The following is a 20,404-nucleotide window of genomic DNA, read 5'->3' on the forward strand; positions in this document are numbered from 1 at the left end:
CTACTCGGCGCCGACCAGCGCGGCGATCCGCGAGGCGAGCCGGGCGCCCTGAGCACGTCCGGCGCGGGCGGAGGCGGCGCGGACGGCCGGGTCGAGCGAGTTCGGGCCGAAGGCGCGCACCGACTCCTCGTCGGCGTAGAGCACCTCGACCCGCGAGTCCGCGAGGGCGTCGAGCTCGCCGGTCGGGATCAGGCCCGCGCCGGGCGTGCCGACTCCCGGCAGCGGAGTGACGACCAGGACCCAGTCGGCTCCCGCGGCGAGGTCGGCGTTGCTGCCGGAGCGCACGCCGCCGTCCATGTAGCGGACGCCGTCGATGCTGACGGGAGGCCAGACCCCGGGGACGGCGCAGCTGGCGGAGATCGCGTCGACGAGGCCGACACCGCTCTCGCGGTCGAACACGCGCAGCTCACCGGTGGCCGTGTCGACCGCGGTGATGAGCAGACGCTGCTCGGGCCAGTCGGCGTCGCCCACGCGGGCCGAGATGACGGCCCGGCGCGTGTCCTCGGGGAGCGTCTCGGCCTCGAGCGCGAGGGTGCCGATGCGGCGCCGCGCGTCCTGGGGCGAGGTCGCGCCCTCGACGGCCGCGGCGAAGAGGGCCTGGAGGCGCTCACCGTCGACGTCCGCTCCTATCTCGGCGGACTCCTCCTGGAGCTGGACCTCGTACGACTCGTCGAGGCCGGTGCCGGTGCTCAACTGCGCGGCGACCGCGGAGCCCGCGGAGGTGCCGATGAAGGTCGTCGACGGATCGAGCAGGAGGCGGGCCGCCTCGGGGGAGGCGTCTGCGAGGCCGCGGAGGACGCCGAGCTCCCAGGCGATTCCGGCGAGGCCGCCGCCGGCGAGGACGAGTGCACCAGGCATGGGGGAGGTCCTTTCGATCAGGATCAGGAGGGGGCGGGCGCTGCGGAGCGCCGCAACACCAACGCTGTCACATCGTCGTGCGCGTCGTCTGCGAGAGCATGCAGACGCTCGAAGAGAGCGGGGTCGTCGTTGCTCCGCACCAGCTCGGCGAGACGGTCGAGCGCGTCGAGGCGCCCGCCGAAGACGTCGAGCAGGCCGTCGCTGCAGGAGAAGAGCGCGTCGCCGGGGGCGAGCACGCGCTGCTCCTCCTCCCAGGAGACGTCGGCGGCGATGCCGAGCGGGACGCCGGTGGAGGCGAGCCGCTCCGTGGTGCCGTCGGCGCGCAGCAGGAGGGTGAGGCCGTGGCCGCTGTCCACGAACGCGACGGCGCCGCTCGCGAGGTCGACCCGGGCGATCAGCGCGGTCGCGAACATCCCGGTCGCGGTCAGGTCGGGCAGGAGCTGGCGGTTGACGGCCTCGACGGCTGCCGCGGGAGGGAGCTCCGGCCGCGCCTGGAACGCGGAGCGGATCGCGGAGGCGACGATCGCCGCCGACACCCCCTTGCCCATCACGTCGACCAGCTCGAGGGAGAGGTCGTCCCCGCTGCGACGCCACGCCGTGTAGTCGCCGGCGACGTCGTGCAGCGGCGTGGTCAGCGAGTCGAGGCTCCACTCGCCGAGGTCGAGGCGCGGGGGCCAGAGCCGCTCCTGCGTCTCGCTCGCGCGTCCGGAGAAGGCGATCTCGCGCAGCTCCCGCTCCGCCCACCGGCCGAGGTCCTCGAGGATCTCGCGCTCCTCCTCCGAGAAGCCGCGCGCCTCGCTGTCGATGATGCAGATCGTGCCGACGCGGAGGCCGTCCCCGACGACGAGCGGGCGGCCCGCGTAGAAGCGCACGTGAGGGGATCCGGTGACGACTCCGCGGTCGGCGAACCGCGGATCGGCGGTGGCGTCCTCGACGACGAGGATGTCGCCCTGCTGGACCGTGACGTCGCACATCGAGTCGGCGCGCAGCATCCTGCTCGCCCGCGCCGAGCGCTGGGGCGACTTCGTGAACTGCGTCGACTCCTCGAGGATGTTGATCTCGGCGAGGGGGACGCGCAGGAGTCGGCGGGCGACGCGGGTGATCCTGTCGAAGCGCTCCTGGGGGGTGCTCAGGCCGATCCCGAGCTCGGCGATCGCGGCGAGGCGGGCGCGCTCGGTCGGCTCGCTCACGTGCGGGTCCGGGCGAGTGCCCAGAGGTTCTGCCCGTCGACACGGCGGTAGGAGAACTCGGTGACGAGGGCGTGGATGAACGGGATCCCGCGGCCTGCCTCGTCCCACTCGTCCGGCATGTCGCGGGGGTCGGTGACCTCGGCGGGCGCCTCCTCGGCGGAGTCGTTGAGCGAGGCGCGCAGCTCGGTCGCGTCGACGCGGATCTCGACCAGGCAGATGATGTGCCGGTACGACCGGGCGTGCTGGACGATGTTCGAGGTCAGCTCGACCAGCGCGGTCTCGAACGACATCCGGTCGACCGGCGCGACGCCCGGCTCCTCGAGCCACAGCTCCTCGAGCGCCTCGTGGACGGCGGTGACGCCGTCCTCGGGCGGCGTGCGCACGACGAAGGAGCGCTCAGGCACGGTAGGCCTCCTCGACGGTCTCGGCGCTCCCGAGCAGGCGGTCGAGGTTGGACAGGCCGAGCACCATGGCGGGCTGCTCGCCGGCGGCGGCCACGCGCAGCTCGCCGCCCGCCTTCCGCGCCTCCTTGAGTCCGGCGACGAGGACGCCGAGCCCGGACGAGTCGAGGAACTCGACGGCCGCCAGGTCGACGACCACGCGGACCTCTCCCGCCTCGAGCGCGCGCTGGAGGACCGCTTCGAGCTCCCACGCCGTGGACAGGTCGAGCCGACCGACGGGGCGGATCACCACGATGTCGGGCTCGATCCGCTCGGTGCTGATCCTCGAGCTGGGCTCCATGGTTTCCTCCTGACGGGACGGCACGCGGTTCCGCAGGGCTCGGAGACGTGGTGAGGACGCGGTCGGGGGCGCGACCGAGGGATTCCGGGTCCGGTGCGGGGGTGAATCGGGGAGTTCGTCCGCCTCCGACCGTACAAGGGAACGGGGCGCCCCGTGGGAGGCGTGACCGCATCCGCGCTGCGACACGCGGTCCGCGGCCCCGGGAGGAGGCTCCGCTCAGCCCCTCGCGGCGGCGAGAGCGTCGGCGGCGAGCCGCACGGAGGCGTCCCGGCCGGTCAGCCAGAGCGGCACGGAGCGGGCGCGGAGCCCCGCCGACTCGAGCGCCGGGACCGCGTCCGCGTCCTCCTCGCCGACGAGCCAGGCGTCGAGGAGGCCGCCCCCGCTCCGGGCTCCGTAGTGCCGGCCGACGGCCTCGGCGGAGGTCTCGACGCCGATCGCGGCGAGGCAGGCGTCGGCCATGCCGCGCACCACCGCGCCTCCGATGACGGGGGAGACGCCCACGACGGGTGCGGAGGTCCGGCGGAGGGCGTCCGCGATCCCGGGCACTCCGAGGATCGTGCCGATCGAGACGACGGGATTGGAGGGGGCGACGAGCACCGCGTCGGTGTCGGCGATCGCCTCCAGCACGCCCGGGGCGGGGCGGGCGCTCTCCACCCCCTGCTGGACGAAGCGGCGCGCGGGCGCTGACGCCCGAAGCCGCACCCACCACTCCTCGAAGTGGAGGAGCCGCACGCCCTCGCCGGGAAGGTCGACCTCGACGTGGGTCTCGACGTCCTGGTCCGACATCGGCAGCAGGCGGACCCCCAGCGGCCAGCGGGCGGTGATCCGCGCGGTCGCCTCCGAGAGGGTGAGGCCGTCGCGCAGCATCGAGCTGCGGGCGATGTGGGTGCCGAGGTCGAGGTCGCCCAGGGTGAACCACGGCCAGCCGACGCCGAAGGCGGTGAGCTCGGCCGAGACCCGCTCGCTCTCGCCGGCCCGCCCCCAGCCGCGCTCCGTGTCGTTCACTCCGCCGAGCGCGTAGGTGATCGAGTCGAGGTCGGGGCAGACCTTGAGGCCGGTGAGCCACATGTCGTCGCCGGTGTTGACGACGACGGTGATCTCGCTCGCCTCGCCGCCGGCGGCCTCGAGATCGCGGAGGTGCTCGCGGACCGCCGAGGTGAAGCGGGCGCCGCCGACGCCTCCGGCCAGGATCGTGATGCGCATCCGCCCACGCTAGCGGCACCGACGGATTCCTCCCCCGGCGAGCCTTAATGCTGCGGATCCGCGCCGGAAACACCGGGGAAACGTCGAACCCCGACGATGAAGCCCTGTCCCCGGAGCCGGACGGTCCGTCATTGCCTTCGGGCCCGGCGGGGACCACAGTGGGTCCACGTCCCCGGCTCCGCACCGCCCGGCGGAGCACGACCGGAGCCGGACAGGGACGCCCGAGCATGGAGGTACCGATGACCATCGTCCGCGCAGCGATCACCCAGACGACCTGGACCGGCGACAAGGAGTCGATGCTCGACAAGCACGAGCGGATGGCCCGGGACGCCGCAGCCGACGGCGCGCAGATCGTCTGCTTCCAGGAGCTGTTCTACGGCCCGTACTTCGGCATCACCCAGGACAAGAAGTACTACCGCTACGCCGAGCCCGCCGACGGGCCGATCGTGCAGCGCTTCGCGGCCCTCGCGAAGGAGCTGGGCGTGGTGATGATCCTCCCGATCTACGAGGAGGAGCAGACCGGCGTCTACTACAACACCGCGGTCGTGGTCGACGCCGACGGGACGATCCTCGGCAAGTACCGCAAGCACCACATCCCGCACCTGGACCGCTTCTGGGAGAAGTTCTACTTCCGGCCCGGGAACCTCGGCTTCCCGGTCTTCGACACCGCGGTCGGCAAGGTCGGCGTCCACATCTGCTACGACCGCCACTTCCCGGAGGGCTGGCGGGAGCTGGGCCTGAACGGCGCCCACCTCGTCTTCAACCCCAACGCCACCAAGCCCGGCCTGTCGAACCGCCTCTGGGAGGTCGAGGGCCCGGCGGCCGCGGTGGCGAACGGCTACTTCGTGCTGCAGCCCAACCGCGTCGGCCGGGAGGACAACGAGTACGGCGACCTCGCGGTCGACTTCTACGGCACAAGCCAGATCATCGATCCGCGCGGGGAGTTCGTCGGCGAGCGGGGCTCGGGCGAGGCCGAGGAGATCCTGATCCGCGACCTCGAGATGGACATGGTGCAGGAGATGCGCGACGACTGGCAGTTCTACCGGGACCGCCGGCCGGAGTCGTACACCAGCATCCCGAAGCCGTGACCGCAGACCGAGACGGGGAAGACCGATGAAGACCCTCATCACCGGCGGGACGGTCGTCAACGCGACCGGCACCGGAGCCGCTGACGTCCTGATCGACGGCGAGACCATCGCCGCCGTCCTCGCCCCCGGCTCCACGCTGCTGGGCTTCGACCTGGCGGCCCACGTCGACCGGGTGATCGACGCGAGCGGCAAGTACGTGATCCCGGGCGGGATCGACGCGCACACGCACATGGAGATGCCGTTCGGCGGCACCTCCGCCTCGGACACCTTCGAGACCGGCACGCGCGCCGCGGCCTGGGGCGGCACGACGTCGATCGTCGACTTCGTGGTGCAGTACCCGGGCGAGAGCGTCGTCGACCGGTTCCAGGCGTGGCAGGAGAAGGCGGCCGGCAACTGCGCGATCGACTACGGCTTCCACCAGATCCTCTCGGACGTGCAGGACTCCTCGCTCGTCGCGATGGACGAGCTGATGCGCGAGGGGGTGACCAGCTTCAAGCTGTTCATGGCCTACAAGGGCGTGTTCCTCTCGGACGACGGGCAGATCCTCCGGGCGTTCCAGAAGGGCGCGGAGAACGGCGCGATGATGATGATGCACGCCGAGAACGGCGCCCTCATCGACGAACTGGTGAAGCAGACCCTCGCCGCCGGGAACACCGCGCCGTACTTCCACGGCACCTCTCGACCCTGGCAGGCGGAGGAGGAGGCGACGCACCGGGCGATCATGATCGCCGACCTCACCGGCGCGCCGCTGTACGTGGTCCATGTCTCCGCGAAGCAGGCGGTGGAGCAGATCGCGCAGGCCCGCGACCGCGGCATGAACGTCTTCGGCGAGACCTGCCCGCAGTACCTCTACCTCTCGCTCGAGGAGCAGCTCGGCGCGCCGGGCTTCGAGGGCGCGAAGTGGGTGTGCTCCACGCCGCTGCGCTCGAAGGCGGAGGGGCATCAGCACCACATGTGGCAGTCGCTGCGCACCAACGACATCCAGATGGTCTCGACCGACCACTGCCCCTTCTGCATGAAGGGCCAGAAGGACATGGGGATCGGCGACTTCTCGAAGATCCCCAACGGCATCGGCTCGGTGGAGCACCGGATGGACCTGATGTACCAGGGCGTGGTGTCGGGGCAGATCTCCCTGCCGCGCTGGGTCGAGCTCACCTCGACCACCCCGGCGCGGATGTTCGGGATGTACGGGAGGAAGGGCGTCATCCAGCCCGGGGCCGACGGCGACGTCGTCGTCTACGACCCGAGCGGGCACACCTCGATCGGGATCGGCGAGGGCCGCAGCCACCACATGAACATGGACTACTCGGCCTGGGAGGGCTTCGAGATCGACGGCCACGTCGACACGGTGATCTCCCGCGGCAGGGTCGTCGTCGACGACGGCTCCTACGTCGGCACGAAGGGCGACGGGGCGTACATCCCGCGCGGTCTGAGCCAGTACCTGATCTGAGCCGGCACCCGATCCGAGCCAGCACCTGATCGAGCAGAAGGAACCCCATGGACTTCGGAGTCGTCCTCCAGACCAACCCGCCCGCCTCGCGCACCGTCGCGCTCGCCGTCCTCGCGGAGACGCACGGCTTCGACTACGCGTGGACCTTCGACTCGCACCTGCTCTGGCAGGAGCCCTACGTGATCTACTCGCAGATCCTCGAGAGGACGCACCGGATCACGGTCGGCCCGATGGTCACCAACCCCGCCACGCGCGACTGGACGGTCATCGCCTCGCTGCACGCGACGCTCAACGAGATGTACGGGAACCGCACGGTGTGCGGGATCGGCCGCGGCGACTCCGCGGTGAGGGTGACCGGAGGAGCTCCGACGACGCTCAAGACGCTGCGGGAGTCGATCCACGTCATCCGCGAGCTCGCCAACAGCCGTCCGGTCGAGTACAACGGCCAGACGCTGCAGTTCCCGTGGAGCCGGGGCTCGTCCCTGGAGATGTGGGTGGCCGCCTACGGCCCGCTCGCCCTGAAGCTCGCGGGCGAGGTCGGCGACGGCTTCATCCTGCAGCTGGCCGACGTGGACATCGCGCGCTGGATGATCGGCGCCGTCAAGGAGGCGGCGGCGAACGCCGGCCGGGATCCCGAGTCGCTGCAGTTCTGCGTCGCGGCGCCGATGTACATCGGCACCGACCGGGAGCACATGCGCGACCAGTGCCGCTGGTTCGGCGGGATGGTCGGCAACCACGTGGCCGACATCGTGGGCCGCTACGGCGCCTCCGGAGCGGTGCCGCAGGCGCTGACGGACTACATCGCCGGGCGCGAGGGCTACGACTACAACGAGCACGGCCGCGCGGGCAACAGCCACACCGCCTTCGTGCCGGACGAGATCGTGGAGCGCTTCTGCGTGCTGGGCACGGCGGACGAGCACGTCGAGAAGCTCCGGGCGCTCGCCGACATCGGCGTGACGCAGTTCGCGGGATACCTCCAGCACGACAACAAGGAGGAGACGCTGCGCGTGTACGGCGAGCGGGTCATCCCGGAGCTGCGCGAGCACATCGTGGCCCGCGCATGAGACCGGCCCTCGCGCGCGGGCTCGTGCTCGGCGCCGGCGGGCTCCTCCTGCTCGCGCTCGTGTGGGAGGGCTGGAAGGCGCTCGGGCCCGAGGCCGGGGTGGTCGTCGGAGGAGTCACGGTGCTCCCGCGCACGAGCGCCATCGCGATGCCCCACCTCTGGGAGATCGCGGCCCGGCTCGGCGAGCCGGTCACCGGAGCGCGGAACGCCCCGGCGCTCTGGTCGGCCGTCCTGGGGGCGAGTGCCTTCTCGCTCGGGATCGCCGCGGTCGGCTGGGTCGTCGGCACCGTCGTCGGACTGCTCCTGGCTCTCCTGATGCAGCGGTTCCGCACGGCGGAGTCGGCGGTGCTGCCCTGGATCGTGCTGAGCCAGACGGTGCCCCTGATCGCGATCGCCCCACTGGTGCGGCGCTGGGGGTCGCAGCTCGAGCTCGGACCGGTGACCTGGGAGAACTGGATGTCGGTGTCACTGATCGCCTCCTACCTCGCGTTCTTCCCCGTCTCGATCGGGGCGCTCCGCGGGCTCGGCTCGCCGACGGCCCACCAGGTCGAGCTGATGCACGTGTACGGCGTCGGCTGGTGGAAGACGCTGGTGCGCCTGAGGCTCCCGGCGAGCGTGCCCTACCTGCTGCCGGCCCTCCGGCTCGGAGCGGTCAGCGCCGTCGTCGGCACGATCGTCGCCGAGGTCTCGATCGGCCTGCGCGGCGGGATCGGCCGCATGATCATCGAGTTCGCCTCCGCTGCCGGAGGCGACCCCGCCAAGCCCTGGGCGCCGATCCTCGGGGCTGTGCTGGTGGGCCTCGCGGCCGCCGGCGCCGTCGCCCTGCTCGGCACCCTCCTCCGTCCGTACCGCCGAGGGGAGCAGCCCGCATGAGCACTGCAGGATCCGCGGTCGTCGTCGACTCGGTCACGAGGACCTTCACCACCGCCCGCGCCGCGAGCGTCACGGCGCTCCAGGACGTCTCGCTCGAGGTGGCCGCGGGGGAGTTCGTCTCGCTGATCGGCCCGTCCGGCTGCGGCAAGTCGACGCTGCTGCGGCTGATCGCCGACCTCGACGAGCCGGACTCCGGCTCGATCGCCGTGTTCGGCAAGACGGCCCGGCAGGCGAGGCTCGACCAGGACTACGGGATCGCGTTCCAGCAGGCGGGCCTCCTGCCGTGGCGCACGATCCGGGCGAACATCGCCCTGCCGCTGGAGCTGCACGGCGTCGCCGCGACCGCCCGGCGCTCGCGCGTCGACGAGCTGCTGGCGCTGGTCGGGCTCGGCGACTTCGCCGACTCCTACCCGGACCAGCTCTCCGGCGGGATGCAGCAGCGCGTCGCCATCGCGCGGGCGCTCGCCGAGAGCCCGCGCCTGCTCCTCATGGACGAGCCGTTCGGGGCGCTCGACGAGATGACCCGCGAGCGGATGCAGACGGAGCTGCTGCGGATCCGGCGCGAGACCGGCGCCGCCGTCGTCTTCGTCACCCACTCGATCCCGGAGGCGGTGTTCCTCTCGGACCGCGTCGTGGTGATGTCGCCGCGGCCGGGAAGGATCCGCGACGTCCTCCCGGTCGGACTCCCCGGAGCATCCGAGCGCGACGCGGCGGTCAGGGAGGACACGGCGTTCTTCCGCGACGTGAGCGCCGTGCGCGAGCTGCTGCACGGCGATCCCGCCGCCGTGCCGCGCGGAGTGGAGAACCGGTGAGCACGACGGCGCTGGCGCGCAGCGTGCTCGCGCCGCTCGTGCTCGGGATCGCCGCGGTCCTGCTCTGGCAGGCCGGGGTCACCGCTCTGGCGATCCAGCCGTTCGTGCTCCCGTCGCCGCTGGCGATCGGACAGGAGTTCGCCACGAACCTCGGCTCCGTCGCCGAGGGCAGCGCGGTGACCGGCCGCAACGCGCTGGTCGGCCTGCTGGTCGGCGCAGTGCTGGCGGTCGTGGTCGCCGGACTCTCGGCGCTCGCGCGGGTCTTCGACGGACTGGTCGCGCCGATCGTGGCCGCGGCCGCCGTCGTGCCGATCGTCGCCCTCGCTCCGGTGCTCTACACGATGTTCGGAGCGAACGCCGAGACCGCGAGGCAGCTCGTCGCGGCGCTCGCCGTGTTCGTGCCGGTGTACGTGACGACGCTGCGCGGGCTGCGGCAGGCCGCTCCGGTGCACCGCGACCTGCTGAAGGCCTACGCGGCGACCCCCTGGCAGACCGCCCGCACGATCACGCTGCCGGGAGCGGTGCCCTACGTCTTCACAGGGCTCCGCATCGCCTCCTCGCTCGCGGTGATCTCGGCGCTGGTCGCCGAGTACTTCGGCGGACCCGTGGGCGGGCTCGGCAAGTCGATCACGACGGCGGCCTCGGGCAGCGACTACGCGCTCGCCTACGCCTACGTCCTGGGCGCCGTGCTCGTCGGCCTCGCGTTCTACTGCGTGACGGCCGCGCTCGAGGCGTTCGCGCTGCGCCGCAGCCGGCTGCGCTGAGCGCGGCGCCGCGCGTCCCCGCACCCTTCTCGATCCTCCCGATTCCCGATTCCCGATTCCCGACTCCACCCGACGCACCATCCGCACCATCCGCACCACAGCGCCACCTGCACCACAGCACCACCTGCACCGCCGCACCACGGGCGCGCCGCACCGGCGACCCCGCAGACCGCACCAGGAGGACCCGTGACCAGACGCACCCGCATCACCCTGACGACGACCGCCGCCTTCGCGGCCGTGGTCCTCGCGCTCACCGGCTGCAGCGCCTCCGGCGGCTCCGACCCGGGGTCGGACTCCGGCTCCGGCGGCCTCACGCCGGTCACCCTGCAGCTGCAGTGGGTGGCCCAGGCGCAGTTCGCCGGGTACTACGCCGCGCTCGACCAGGGCTACTACGAGGACGAGGGCCTCGACGTGACGATCGCCGAGGGAGGCGGCGACATCGTCCCCCAGGACGTGCTCGCCTCGGGCGACGCGGACTACGCGATCTCCTGGGTGCCCAAGGTCCTCGGCTCGATCGAGCAGGGGGCCGGGATCACCGACGTCGCGCAGATCTTCGAGCGCAGCGCCACCACGCAGATCTCCTTCAAGGACAAGGGGATCACCTCGCCGGCCGACCTGGCCGGGAAGAGCGTGGGCAGCTGGGGCTACGGCAACGAGTGGGAGCTGTTCGCCGGCATGCAGAAGGACGGCGTCTCCCTCGACGACATCTCGCTGGTGCAGCAGCAGTTCGACATGAACGGCTTCCTCGCGGGCGACATCGACGCGGCCCAGGCGATGACCTACAACGAGTACGCCCAGGTCCTCGAGACCGTGAACCCCGCCACAGGCGAGCTGTACCGGCCGGACGACCTGAACGTCATCAGCTGGAACGACATCGGGACCGCGATGCTCCAGGACGCGATCTGGGCGGACGCGGGCAGGCTCGCCGACGACGACGCGTACGCCGAGCAGACGGTCGCCTTCATCAAGGCCTCGATCAAGGGCTGGATCTTCGCGAAGGACGACCCGCAGGCGGCGGCCGACATCGTCACCGCGGCCGGATCCACGCTCGGCACCAGCCACCAGCTCTGGATGACCAACGAGGTCAACAAGCTGATCTGGCCCTCGACGAGCGGCGTCGGGATGATCGACGAGGCCGCGTGGCAGCAGACGGTCGACATCGCGAAGGAGACGGAGAACGAGACGGGCGCGACGATCATCAGCGCGGACCCGCCCGCCACCGCCTACTCGAACGAGTACATCGAGAAGGCGCTCGCGGAGCTCGCCGACGAGGGAGTGGACACGAGCGGTGCCGACTACGCGCCGATCGACGTGACGCTGGAGGCCGGCGGCGCCTGAGCCCGGACTCCGCCCCTCCCGGCCCCTCCGGCCCCGGAGGGGGCCGGGAGGGGTAGGCTGGACCCTCGTGACTACTTTCAAGAAGACGCCGTTCACCGTGAACGTGCGCGACCTCGTGAGGCGACCGGGCGAGATGCGCGAGCACCGCCTCGAGCTCGAGGCGCCGGAGCAGTTCGGCGAGGGGATCGTCGCGGTCCGCAAGGGATCGGCCGTCGATCTCGACGTCCGGCTCGAGTCCGTGCACGAGGGGATCCTGGCCAGTGTCGAGGTGTCGGCGAGGGCCGACGGCGAGTGCAGCCGGTGCCTGACCGACATCTCCCTGCCTGTCGATGTCGAGTTCCAGGAACTTTTCGCGTACTCTTCTGACGAAGCTTTCGACTATGAGGTTCACGACGACCACGTGGATCTTGAACCTCTGGTCAGGGATGCGGTGGTTCTGTCGCTGCCGTTCCAGCCGGTCTGCCGGCCGGACTGTCCGGGCCTCGACCCCGTCACGGGGGAGCGGCTGGCCGATTCCTCCACGCCCGAACCCGAGGCGCCGCGCGACTCCCGGTGGGCCGCGCTCGCAGGGTTGAGCGAGGGGGACGGCGGGGCCGCAGCGCCCGGAGCTTCCACCGACAGAGCTTCCGCAGACAGCGGTGAGGGCGCGACCGCCCGCACCGAATCCGACTAGAGGTAGAGAAGAGAGAATCATGGCTGTTCCCAAGAGGAAGAAGTCCCGCGCGAACACCCACGCCCGTCGTTCGCAGTGGAAGGCCGAGGTCCCCACCCTCGTCAAGACCATCGAGAACGGCAAGGTCGTCTACAGCCTTCCCCACCGCGCCAAGGTCGTCGAGGACTCCGCGGGCACCGCGCTGTTCCTCGAGTACAAGGGCCGCAAGGTCGCCGACGTCTGATCCCGCTCCTGGTCCGCACGGCGCGGGGCGCACCGCCCCTCGACGAACGGACCGCGGTCCATGGTGAACCAGACCTCCGCACGATCCTCCAGCGACGACCGGTCGCGTCTGGAGGCCACGCTCGGCGTGAGCCTCGACGGTGAGCTCTTCGAGCTCGCCCTGACGCACCGGTCGTTCGCTTTCGAGCACGGCGGCATCCCGCACAACGAGCGCCTCGAGTTCCTCGGCGACTCGATCCTCGGGCAGGCCGTGACCGTCATGCTCTACACCGAGTACCCCGCCCTCAGCGAGGGCGACCTGGCCAAGCGCCGGGCGAGCCTGGTCTCGACCGTCGCGCTCGCCGAGATCGCCCGCGGCATCGGCCTGGGCGAGTTCCTCCGCCTCGGACGCGGCGAGGAGCTGACCGGCGGCCGCGACAAGGCGTCGATCCTCGCCGACACCGTCGAGGCCATCATCGGCGCCGTCTACCTGGGCACCGGCCCCGACGCGGCCCGCGACCTGGTGCTGCGCCTGATCGCCCCTCTGCGGGCCGATCCGCTCCGCTTCGGCGTCTCGATGGACCCGAAGACGAGCCTCCAGGAGGCGGCCGCCGAGCGCGGTGCGCCGGCCCCGCGCTACGAGATCGCCGCCACCGGCCCCGACCACAACAAGGTGTTCGTCGCCACCGTGATCGTCGGCGGACTCGTCACCGCCCGCGGCGAGGGGACGAGCAAGAAGGCGGCCGAGATGGCCGCCGCGCTCGACGCGTGGACGCGTCTGGCGGCCCCCGGCGCACCCGCCGCTCCCGCGGTCTCGGACTGACCGTGCCCGAGCTGCCCGAGGTCGAGGTGGTGCGGGCGGGCCTCGCTCCCGCGGTCACCGGCTCCCTGGTGACCGGCGTCGAGATCGTCGACGAGCGCTCGCTGAAGCGGCACGTGCATCCGCACGGGACCTTCGAGCGCCTGCTCGTCGGGCGCACGCTGGAAGCGGCGGTGCGGCGAGGCAAGTTCCTCTGGCTGCCCGCCGGCCGCGACGAGGCGCTGCTGGTGCACCTCGGCATGAGCGGTCAGGTGCTGCTGCGCACGGCGGATGCGGCGCTGCCGCGGCTGGCGCGCATCCGGATCGGGATCGAGCACCCCGAGCACGGCGAGCTCGCCCTGCACTTCGTCGACCAGCGGATCTTCGGCTCGATGGCGGTCGACGCTCTGGTGCCGACCCCGGACGGAGCGCCGGGCGGCTACGCGGGCGTGGAGGCCCGCGGAGGCGGCTGGCTGCGCGCCGTGCCCTCGCAGGTCGCGCACATCGCCCGCGATCCGCTCGACCCCTCCTTCGACCTGGGCTCGGTCGTCGCGTCGCTGGCGAGGAGGAGCAGCGGGATCAAGCGGGCGCTGCTCGACCAGACGCTGGTGAGCGGCATCGGGAACATCTACGCGGACGAGTCGCTGTGGGCGGCGGAGCTGCACCCGGAGCGGCCGAGCTCGTCGCTCGGCGAGGCGCGCATCCGCCGCCTCTTCGCCGAGGTCCGCTCGGTGCTCGAGCGGGCGCTGGCCGAGGGCGGCACCAGCTTCGATGCGCAGTACGTGAACGTGAACGGCGCCTCCGGCTACTTCTCGCACAGCCTGCACGCCTACGGGCAGACGGGGAAGCCGTGCGCCCGGTGCGGCGAGGCGATCGTGCGGGTGCCGTTCATGAACCGCTCCTCGCACCTCTGCCCGCACTGCCAGCAGCTGCCGCGCTGAGGCACCGGAAGGCGCCGCCTCAGGCGGCGGAGTCGGCGGGCGCCGGAGCGTACCGGGAGTGGACGACGAGCTCGCCCAGCAGCGTCGCGACGAGCGTGATGACGGCGGCGATCGCCAGGCCGAGCCAGAGTCCGACCAGCAGGGCGAGCGCGCCGACTCCGGCACCCGCGGCGATCAGGACGATCGCCGCCGCGCGGCGGAACCACGGCTGACCGGAACCACCCGCCAGGCGGGAGTCCGCAGCGAGGCCGGTGATCGTCGAGGTGACGACGACCGTCGTGACGTCCTTGACGGCGAGGTGGCGGGCGGTCGCGGCCTGGAGGCCCATCGCCCCGCCCAGTACGCCGGTGACGGTGAAGGCGAGCGGCTCGGGGTGCTCAGGCACGACCGCGAGCACGATCGCCAGGACGCCGAGCAGGATGCCGACCACCGCGAAGAGCCAGGTCGAGCGCGAGGTCCAGCCCTTCTTCACCGGGCGGAGCACCCGGCCGCCGATCACGGCGCCGATCATGAAGGCGCCCAGCGCGATCAGGGGCCCGACCACGGGCAGGTCGGCCGCGCCGGAGAGGGCCATGCCGAGGATGACGACGTTGCCGGTCATGTTGCCGGCGAAGACGCGGTCGAGCCCGAGGTACCCGACGGCGTCGATGATGCCGGTCGAGAAGGTGAGGGCGAGCATCAGGCCGAGGGTCGCGCCCTCGGAGCGGGTGCGCAGGCGTCGGAACACGGGAGTCCTGTCGTCGGGGGCGGGTCTGGAGAATCGTGGCACACGCGTGCACATGCTCGAAACACGGCGCGGTTAGGGTCGGACGGCGCGGACGGGCCGCGCGGGAGGCGGACGCGCATGCGGTGGACGGAGTGGGCGGTGCAGCCCGGTGAGGGAGTGCCGCCGGGGGTGGACTACCTGCCGGCCGAACCGGGTTCGGTGCTGTGGGGGCGCCTGCCGTGCGCGGCGGACGCGCCCGTGCTCACCGTCGACTCGGGGGCCGAGGTCGTCATCGACACGCTCAGCCACGAGGGCGTGCTGGAGGATCAGGGCCGCGATCCGGTCGCCTTCTTCGGCCGCCACGGAGTCGCTCCGGAGGGGGTGCTGCGCGACGCGGTCGCGCTCGCCGCGGACGGGCCGTTCCGCGACGGCGAGACGGACGGGCCGCACGTGGTCACGGGGCCGATCGCGGTCCGGGGAGCGCTGCCGGGGGACCTGCTCCGGATGACCCTCCTCGAGGCCGAGCCGCGCGTGCCGTACGGAGTCGTCTCGAACCGGCACGGCCGCGGGGCGCTGCCGGGCGAGTACCCGCTGCAGGAGGGGCCGTTCAGCGTCTTCGCGCGCGTCGACGAGGACGCGCAGGGCGGTCTCCGCGGCGTGATCCCGCTGGTGCCGGGAGGAGAGCGGGCAGCCCGGTTCCCGCTCCGGCCGTTCCTCGGGATCATGGGCGTCGCCGTCGCAGGGGAGGAGCGCCCGCACTCCGTGCCGCCCGGTGCGCACGGGGGCAACATCGACATCGCACTGCTGACCGCCAGAACCAGCCTCTACCTTCCCGTGCAGGTCCCGGGCGCGCTCGCGTACGTCGGCGATCCCCACTTCGCGCAGGGCGACGGCGAGGTGGCGCTGACGGCGATGGAGGCGAGCCTGCGCGTCCGGGTGCGCCTGGAGGTCGTCCCGCGCGCCGAGGCGATCGCGGCGTTCGGGGAGCTGCTCGGGCCGATGGGGGAGACCGGCGAGTTCCTCGTGCCCACCGGGATGGACGAGGACCTGGACGTCGCCGTGCAGAAGTGCGTCCGCGCGGCCATCGCGCTGCTGGCGGCCCGCTACGGGATGGACCCGGCTCACGCCTACGCCTACCTCAGCGCGGCGACCGACTTCGACATCTCGCAGGTCGTCGACCTGGTGAAGGGCGTGCACGCCCGCGTCCGGACGGCCGACTTCGATGACTGACCCGCGGGTGACGACGCTCGAGGGCGACCTGCCGGACGGGCTGGTGGACGCGGTCCTGGCGTACGAGGCGGCGCTCGGGGCTGACGACGTCGCGGCGCTCGCCGACGCGTTCGTCGACGCGCCGACGACGCTCCGCGGCGACGCCTCCGGGCTGCTCGTCGGCCACGCGGTGATCACCGGCTTCCGGGGTCGTCGCGGCGGGGCACCGGTGCGGGAGCTGGTGGAGCTGCACGTGCGGGCGGTCGATGCGGGCACGGCGCTCGTGGTCAGCGTGAACGCTCCGGCCCGTGGCGGGCGCGGGCTCGTCACGCAGCTGTGGTCGCGGGAGGGCGGGACCTGGCGGGTGCGCGCCGCGCAGGTGCAGGCGCCCTCGCCCGCGCTGGACCCCCGCGTCTGGCGGGCCGTCGGCGCGCCGCTCGTGCCGGCCGCCGGCTCCGGGACCCTCGACGGACTGGACGTCGCGGTCAAGGACCTCTTCGCGATCGAGGGCCAGCGGATCGGCGCGGGAGTGCCGGCCCGCCTCGCTTCCGCGCCGATCGAGGCGGCGACCGCTCCGGCCGTCGCGCAGCTGCTCGCAGCGGGAGCGTCGGTGCGCGGGATCGCTCAGACCGACGAGTTCGCCTACAGCATCGCCGGCCGGAACTCCGGCTACGGGACGCCGCCCAATCCGGCCGTGCCCGGAGCGATCCCGGGCGGATCGTCGAGCGGACCGGCGACTGCCGTGTCGCTCGGGCAGGCCGCCGTCGGGCTGGCGACCGACACCGCGGGATCGATCAGGGTACCCGCCTCCTACCAGGGCCTGTGGGGGCTGAGGACGACCCACGGTGCAGTGCCCGTCGAGGGGCTGCTGCCGCTGGCGCCGAGCTTCGACACCGTCGGGTGGCTGACGCGGGACCTCGGCACGCTGAGGCGGGTGGCCGAGGTCTGCCTGCCGTCCGGCCCGCCGGTCCGGAGTCTCGCGGTGGCGCCGGCACTGCTGGGCGGAGTGGACGCGGCCGTCCGGGCGGCGTTCCGATCGGCGGTCGGGAGGATGAGCGCCGACGAGGTCGAGCTGCCGCCCGTGGCGGAGATGCTCGAGGCGTTCCGGCTCGTGCAGGCGGCGGAGGCGTGGCGGTCGAGCGGCTCGTGGGTCGCGGCGCATCCGGGAGTGCTGGCGGCGGACGTCCAGGCGCGCTTCGACGCGGCCTCGCTCGTCGACGAGCAGACGGAGGCGGCCGCGCGGGCGCGAGTCGCGGGGTTCCGGGAGGCGCTCGACCGTGCGCTCGAGGGGCGGGTGCTCCTCCTGCCGTCGACGTCGTCGGTGGCGCCGGCCCTCGATGCGTCGGCCGAGGCGATCGACGCGGCGCGGACGGCGACGCTCGGCCTGACCTGCGTCGCCGGGATCGGCGGGTATCCGGCGCTGTCGGTGCCGCGGTCGAGTGTCGGCGGCGCTCCGGTGGGGCTCTGCCTGGTCGGGCCACGCGGATCGGACCTCGCGCTCCTGGAGCTGGCCGGCGCGCTCTGAGGGCGCGCTCCGAGTGCGGGTGGGGGGCATCCCGCGCCCGCAGGAGCGCAGCATGTCCCGCGGTCAGAACGGGGGCGGCGCATCGCTGAAGCTCGGCCTGCGCCGCGGCGGGGCTGGCGGCGCGGGCGGATCGGGTGGACGGGTGACCACGCGTCGGCCCGTGGGGGTGATCCAGTCGGCCGATCCGTCGGGGTGGAGCGTGTAGGTCCAGCGGTCGCCGTGGCGGACGTGGTGGTGGGCGACGCAGAGCGACGCCAGGTTGTCGAGGGCGGTGGCGCCTCCGTGACGCCACTCGAGCGTGTGGTCGGCCTCGGCGGTCGCCGCGGGCCGGGTGCAGCCGGGGAAGCGGCATGTCCGGTCGCGCAGCTGGAGGGCGAGGCGCATCCGCGGGGGAGGGAGGCGGTGCGTGCGTCCGACGGAGACCACGGCGCCCGTGCTCGGATGGGTGAGCGCCGGGGTGACGGCCGAGTCGGCTCCGAGGAGCTCGCGCGATGTCGGCCGGGATGAGGCCGTAGCCGTCCAGTTCCGCGGGCGTCTCGTCCCGCCCGACCCCGGTGCTCGCGGCGAGGGTCAGACGCACCTCGGCCCTGATGCCGCGGACGGACGTGCGCGGCCGCTCGTCGCCCGGCGCCGTGCCGGACACGTCGCCGTCGTAGAGCAGGTCGACCAGGGCGTCGGCCCGCAGCTGCGCGAGCGTGCGCTCCTCCGCTGCACCGCTCCCGTCGCGGAGGGCGCGGGCGATCCGGTCGAGCCGCGCGAGCGCACCGAACGCTGCCGGAGCGGGGAGGGTCGCGCAGAGCGTGGCCATGCCGTCCTGCTCGGGCGAGACCCGGACCGACCGGTCCTCCCGAGCGCGGGCGTGCCGGTCGGCCAGAGGACTCTCGTGGAGCTCGTCCCGCAGCCGGGCGAGGCGTCGCCGCAGCTGGGTCGGCGTCATCGAGGCGGCCAGTCCCGCGGCGCGCTCGTCGAACTCCGGGAGGGTGGCCGGCGCCAGGGTGGCCGCGACTCCGCAGATGATCTGCCCCGCCTCCCAGCGCCACCGCGCCTCGGCCAGCGCGGCGCGCGTGCAGGGCAGGTGGTCGACCAGCAGGCGGGCGTGCTCGAGGTCGCGCGCGGCCACCCGCTCGGACACGGCGAGCGCGACGGCGAGCTGGGCCCTGACGGAGCGCTCCACGAGGTCGCGCGACTCGGCGGGAGACTTGCCGCGGGCGAACGCCTCCGGGCGACGCAGAGCAGCCCTGTACGCCTCGTGCAGCGCCTCGGCGGAGGCGAGGTGGAGCGGAGCCGCCGAGCGGGCGAGCAGCGCCGCGCGGTCGCCGAGGGCGCGGACCTCCTCGAGTCCCTGCCGCATCCCATCCGCCATACTCGTATTGAACCAGCGACCACCGACACGCGGGCCGCAGGTGCGCCCGATCGGGAGGACCCGCTTCCGGAAGACGTCTGTGGAGGAGCGTCTGTCGAGAATCTCTACCCCCGCCACACCGCGAAACACCGGCGAAACGTCCGTCGCATAGGCTCTCCGGGTGAAACGACTGTTTCTCTCCCGCTCGTGAAGAGGTGGCCCATGACCGCGCCCGCACCGTTCCTCCCCGTCGATCCGCCGCCGCGCCTGCTGATGGGGCCGGGCCCGATCAACGCGGATCCGCGCGTCCTGCGTGCGATGTCGGCGCAGCTGGTCGGGCAGTACGACCCGTTCATGACGGCGACGATGACGGAGACGCAGGAGCTGTACCGGCAGGTGTTCCGCACCCGCAACGAGAAGACGATGCTCGTCGACGGCACGAGCCGTGCGGGCATCGAGGCGGCGCTGGTCTCGATGCTGGAGCCGGGCGACCGCGTGCTCGTGCCGGTCTTCGGGCGGTTCGGGCACCTCCTCCGGGAGATCGCGGAGCGCTGCGGCGCGGAGGTGCACGTGATCGAGGCCGAGTGGGGGCAGGTCTTCCCCGTCTCGGCGATCGCCGAGGCTCTGGCCCGGGTGAAGCCGAAGATGCTGGCCGTGGTCCACGGCGACACGTCGACCACCATGGCGCAGCCGCTGGAAGAGCTCGGCGCCCTCTGCGAGAAGCACGGCGCCCTCTTCTACACCGACGTCACCGCCTCCCTCGCGGGCAACGCCTTCGCGACCGACGAGCTCGGGCTCGACGCGGTCACCGCGGGGCTCCAGAAGTGCCTGGGCGGCCCGTCCGGATCGGCTCCCGTCACCTTCTCGGAGAAGGCCGTCGCGGTGATCGAGTCGCGCAGGAGCATCGAGGCGGGGATCCGCGACGAGGGCGACACTGTCAGCGCCCGCCGCGTCCGCTCCAACTACTTCGACCTCGGGATGATCTTCGACTACTGGGGGCCGCGCCGCCTCAACCACCACACCGAGGCGACCACGATGCTCTACGGCGCGCGCGAGTGCGCCCGCATCGTCGTCGAGGAGGGCCTGGACGAGACGGTCGCCCGCCACACGCTGCACGGGTCGGCGATGCTCGCCGGAGTCCGCGGCCTCGATCTCGAGGTGTTCGGCGACGTCGGGCACAAGATGACGAACGTCGTCGCGGTGCGCATCCCGCAGGGCGTGAACGGTGATGCGGTGCGCGGGGAGATGCTCGCCGACTTCGGCATCGAGATCGGCACGTCCTTCGGGCCGCTGCACGGGAAGATCTGGCGCATCGGCACGATGGGCTACAACGCCCGGACGGACGCGGTGCTGACCACCCTGGCGGCGCTGGAGGCGGTGCTGCGCCGCGCGGGCGCCTCCGTGCCGGTGGGCGGCGGAGTCGCGGGGGCCTACGAGGTCTACGGGGCGGCACGCGCATGACCGGCACCACCACGGACCCCGTCACCGCGACCGCGCCCGCCGGATCGACCGCAGAGGGGCGGGAGAAGCGGCTGGCCAGGTCGGGCAGCAGCAGCTCGCGCCGCTCTGCGGTCGACCCGGCGGGCGAGGTCGTGGTGACGATGACCACGCACGGCGAGCGGCTGCAG

Annotated in this window: 21 protein-coding genes; 14 read left to right on the forward strand and 7 right to left on the reverse strand. The window is 72.8% G+C overall.

The features are described from left to right. From C5D36_RS11770 to cofD, 5 genes are all read right to left on the reverse strand, one after another. The gene (locus C5D36_RS11770; RefSeq protein WP_104295898.1) at positions 1 to 858 is read right to left on the reverse strand and encodes a patatin-like phospholipase family protein; all 858 of its coding nucleotides are present in this window, start codon (positions 856 to 858) and stop codon (positions 1 to 3) included. A 23-nt stretch (positions 859 to 881) separates the two neighbouring features. Next, entirely contained in the window at positions 882 to 2,048 is a 1,167-nt protein-coding gene (locus C5D36_RS11775; protein ID WP_181067857.1) for a PP2C family protein-serine/threonine phosphatase, read from the reverse strand. Further along, positions 2,045 to 2,452, reverse strand: a complete 408-nt coding sequence (locus tag C5D36_RS11780; protein WP_104295899.1) for an ATP-binding protein — start codon at positions 2,450 to 2,452, stop codon at positions 2,045 to 2,047. The genes C5D36_RS11775 and C5D36_RS11780 overlap by 4 nt, the downstream gene beginning before the upstream one ends. Continuing rightward, on the reverse strand, positions 2,445 to 2,789 hold the full coding sequence (locus C5D36_RS11785; protein ID WP_104223474.1) for an STAS domain-containing protein: 345 nt from the start codon (positions 2,787 to 2,789) through the stop codon (positions 2,445 to 2,447). The genes C5D36_RS11780 and C5D36_RS11785 overlap by 8 nt, the downstream gene beginning before the upstream one ends. A 216-nt stretch (positions 2,790 to 3,005) precedes the next feature. Further along, positions 3,006 to 3,992, reverse strand: a complete 987-nt coding sequence (gene cofD, locus C5D36_RS11790; RefSeq protein WP_104234201.1) for a 2-phospho-L-lactate transferase — start codon at positions 3,990 to 3,992, stop codon at positions 3,006 to 3,008. Positions 3,993 to 4,231: 239 nt separating this feature from the next. On the opposite strand from cofD, the gene C5D36_RS11795 reads away from it, so the two are divergent. The 11 genes from C5D36_RS11795 (at position 4,232) to mutM (ending at position 13,994) form a co-directional block, all read left to right on the forward strand. Beyond that, the gene (locus tag C5D36_RS11795) at positions 4,232 to 5,080 is read left to right on the forward strand and encodes a nitrilase-related carbon-nitrogen hydrolase (protein WP_104223476.1); all 849 of its coding nucleotides are present in this window, start codon (positions 4,232 to 4,234) and stop codon (positions 5,078 to 5,080) included. A 25-nt stretch (positions 5,081 to 5,105) separates the two neighbouring features. Then, positions 5,106 to 6,530 (forward strand): dihydropyrimidinase, encoded by a 1,425-nt coding sequence (gene hydA / locus C5D36_RS11800; RefSeq protein ID WP_104234202.1) that lies wholly within the window; start codon positions 5,106 to 5,108, stop codon positions 6,528 to 6,530. Positions 6,531 to 6,577: 47 nt separating this feature from the next. Continuing rightward, complete coding sequence (locus C5D36_RS11805; protein ID WP_104223478.1) at positions 6,578 to 7,594, forward strand: TIGR03842 family LLM class F420-dependent oxidoreductase; 1,017 nt, start codon at positions 6,578 to 6,580, stop codon at positions 7,592 to 7,594. Then, positions 7,591 to 8,466, forward strand: coding sequence for an ABC transporter permease (locus C5D36_RS11810; RefSeq protein WP_104234204.1), 876 nt, complete (start codon positions 7,591 to 7,593; stop codon positions 8,464 to 8,466). Before C5D36_RS11805 ends, C5D36_RS11810 begins: the two co-directional genes overlap by 4 nt. Beyond that, positions 8,463 to 9,278, forward strand: coding sequence for an ABC transporter ATP-binding protein (locus tag C5D36_RS11815; RefSeq protein WP_104234205.1), 816 nt, complete (start codon positions 8,463 to 8,465; stop codon positions 9,276 to 9,278). Before C5D36_RS11810 ends, C5D36_RS11815 begins: the two co-directional genes overlap by 4 nt. Beyond that, positions 9,275 to 10,042 carry an ABC transporter permease gene (locus C5D36_RS11820; RefSeq protein WP_104295900.1) on the forward strand — a complete coding sequence of 256 codons (768 nt, stop codon included), beginning with the start codon at positions 9,275 to 9,277 and terminating at the stop codon, positions 10,040 to 10,042. Before C5D36_RS11815 ends, C5D36_RS11820 begins: the two co-directional genes overlap by 4 nt. Positions 10,043 to 10,228: 186 nt before the next feature. Continuing rightward, entirely contained in the window at positions 10,229 to 11,380 is a 1,152-nt protein-coding gene (locus C5D36_RS11825; protein ID WP_258062932.1) for an ABC transporter substrate-binding protein, read from the forward strand. Positions 11,381 to 11,513: 133 nt separating this feature from the next. Further along, positions 11,514 to 12,053: a DUF177 domain-containing protein gene (locus C5D36_RS11830; protein ID WP_104226701.1), complete on the forward strand. Its 540-nt coding sequence runs from the start codon at positions 11,514 to 11,516 to the stop codon at positions 12,051 to 12,053. A 19-nt stretch (positions 12,054 to 12,072) separates the two neighbouring features. Continuing rightward, positions 12,073 to 12,276 (forward strand): 50S ribosomal protein L32, encoded by a 204-nt coding sequence (gene rpmF, locus C5D36_RS11835; RefSeq protein ID WP_104223482.1) that lies wholly within the window; start codon positions 12,073 to 12,075, stop codon positions 12,274 to 12,276. Positions 12,277 to 12,336: 60 nt separating this feature from the next. Next, positions 12,337 to 13,077: a ribonuclease III gene (rnc, locus tag C5D36_RS11840; RefSeq protein ID WP_104295901.1), complete on the forward strand. Its 741-nt coding sequence runs from the start codon at positions 12,337 to 12,339 to the stop codon at positions 13,075 to 13,077. A gap of 2 nt (positions 13,078 to 13,079) precedes the next feature. Next, positions 13,080 to 13,994: a bifunctional DNA-formamidopyrimidine glycosylase/DNA-(apurinic or apyrimidinic site) lyase gene (gene mutM / locus C5D36_RS11845; RefSeq protein WP_104260999.1), complete on the forward strand. Its 915-nt coding sequence runs from the start codon at positions 13,080 to 13,082 to the stop codon at positions 13,992 to 13,994. Positions 13,995 to 14,013: 19 nt separating this feature from the next. On the opposite strand, the gene C5D36_RS11850 is transcribed toward mutM, so the two are convergent. Beyond that, on the reverse strand, positions 14,014 to 14,721 hold the full coding sequence (locus C5D36_RS11850) for a YoaK family protein (protein ID WP_308471295.1): 708 nt from the start codon (positions 14,719 to 14,721) through the stop codon (positions 14,014 to 14,016). Between the two features lie 117 nt (positions 14,722 to 14,838). Here C5D36_RS11850 and C5D36_RS11855 point away from each other — a divergent pair, with 117 nt between their 5' ends. Further along, positions 14,839 to 15,930: an acetamidase/formamidase family protein gene (locus C5D36_RS11855; RefSeq protein ID WP_104295903.1), complete on the forward strand. Its 1,092-nt coding sequence runs from the start codon at positions 14,839 to 14,841 to the stop codon at positions 15,928 to 15,930. Continuing rightward, positions 15,923 to 17,434, forward strand: coding sequence for an AtzH-like domain-containing protein (locus C5D36_RS11860; protein ID WP_104295904.1), 1,512 nt, complete (start codon positions 15,923 to 15,925; stop codon positions 17,432 to 17,434). The genes C5D36_RS11855 and C5D36_RS11860 overlap by 8 nt, the downstream gene beginning before the upstream one ends. A 63-nt stretch (positions 17,435 to 17,497) precedes the next feature. Here C5D36_RS11860 and C5D36_RS11865 read toward each other — a convergent pair whose 3' ends face one another. Next, positions 17,498 to 17,860 carry an HNH endonuclease signature motif containing protein gene (locus tag C5D36_RS11865; protein ID WP_104295905.1) on the reverse strand — a complete coding sequence of 121 codons (363 nt, stop codon included), beginning with the start codon at positions 17,858 to 17,860 and terminating at the stop codon, positions 17,498 to 17,500. A 1,138-nt stretch (positions 17,861 to 18,998) separates the two neighbouring features. Here C5D36_RS11865 and C5D36_RS11870 point away from each other — a divergent pair. Continuing rightward, positions 18,999 to 20,237, forward strand: coding sequence for an alanine--glyoxylate aminotransferase family protein (locus C5D36_RS11870; protein ID WP_258062933.1), 1,239 nt, complete (start codon positions 18,999 to 19,001; stop codon positions 20,235 to 20,237). Positions 20,238 to 20,404: the final 167 nt, after the last annotated feature.

This window comes from Rathayibacter sp. AY1C6 (assembly GCF_002931535.1).
Lineage (GTDB): Bacteria > Actinomycetota > Actinomycetes > Actinomycetales > Microbacteriaceae > Rathayibacter.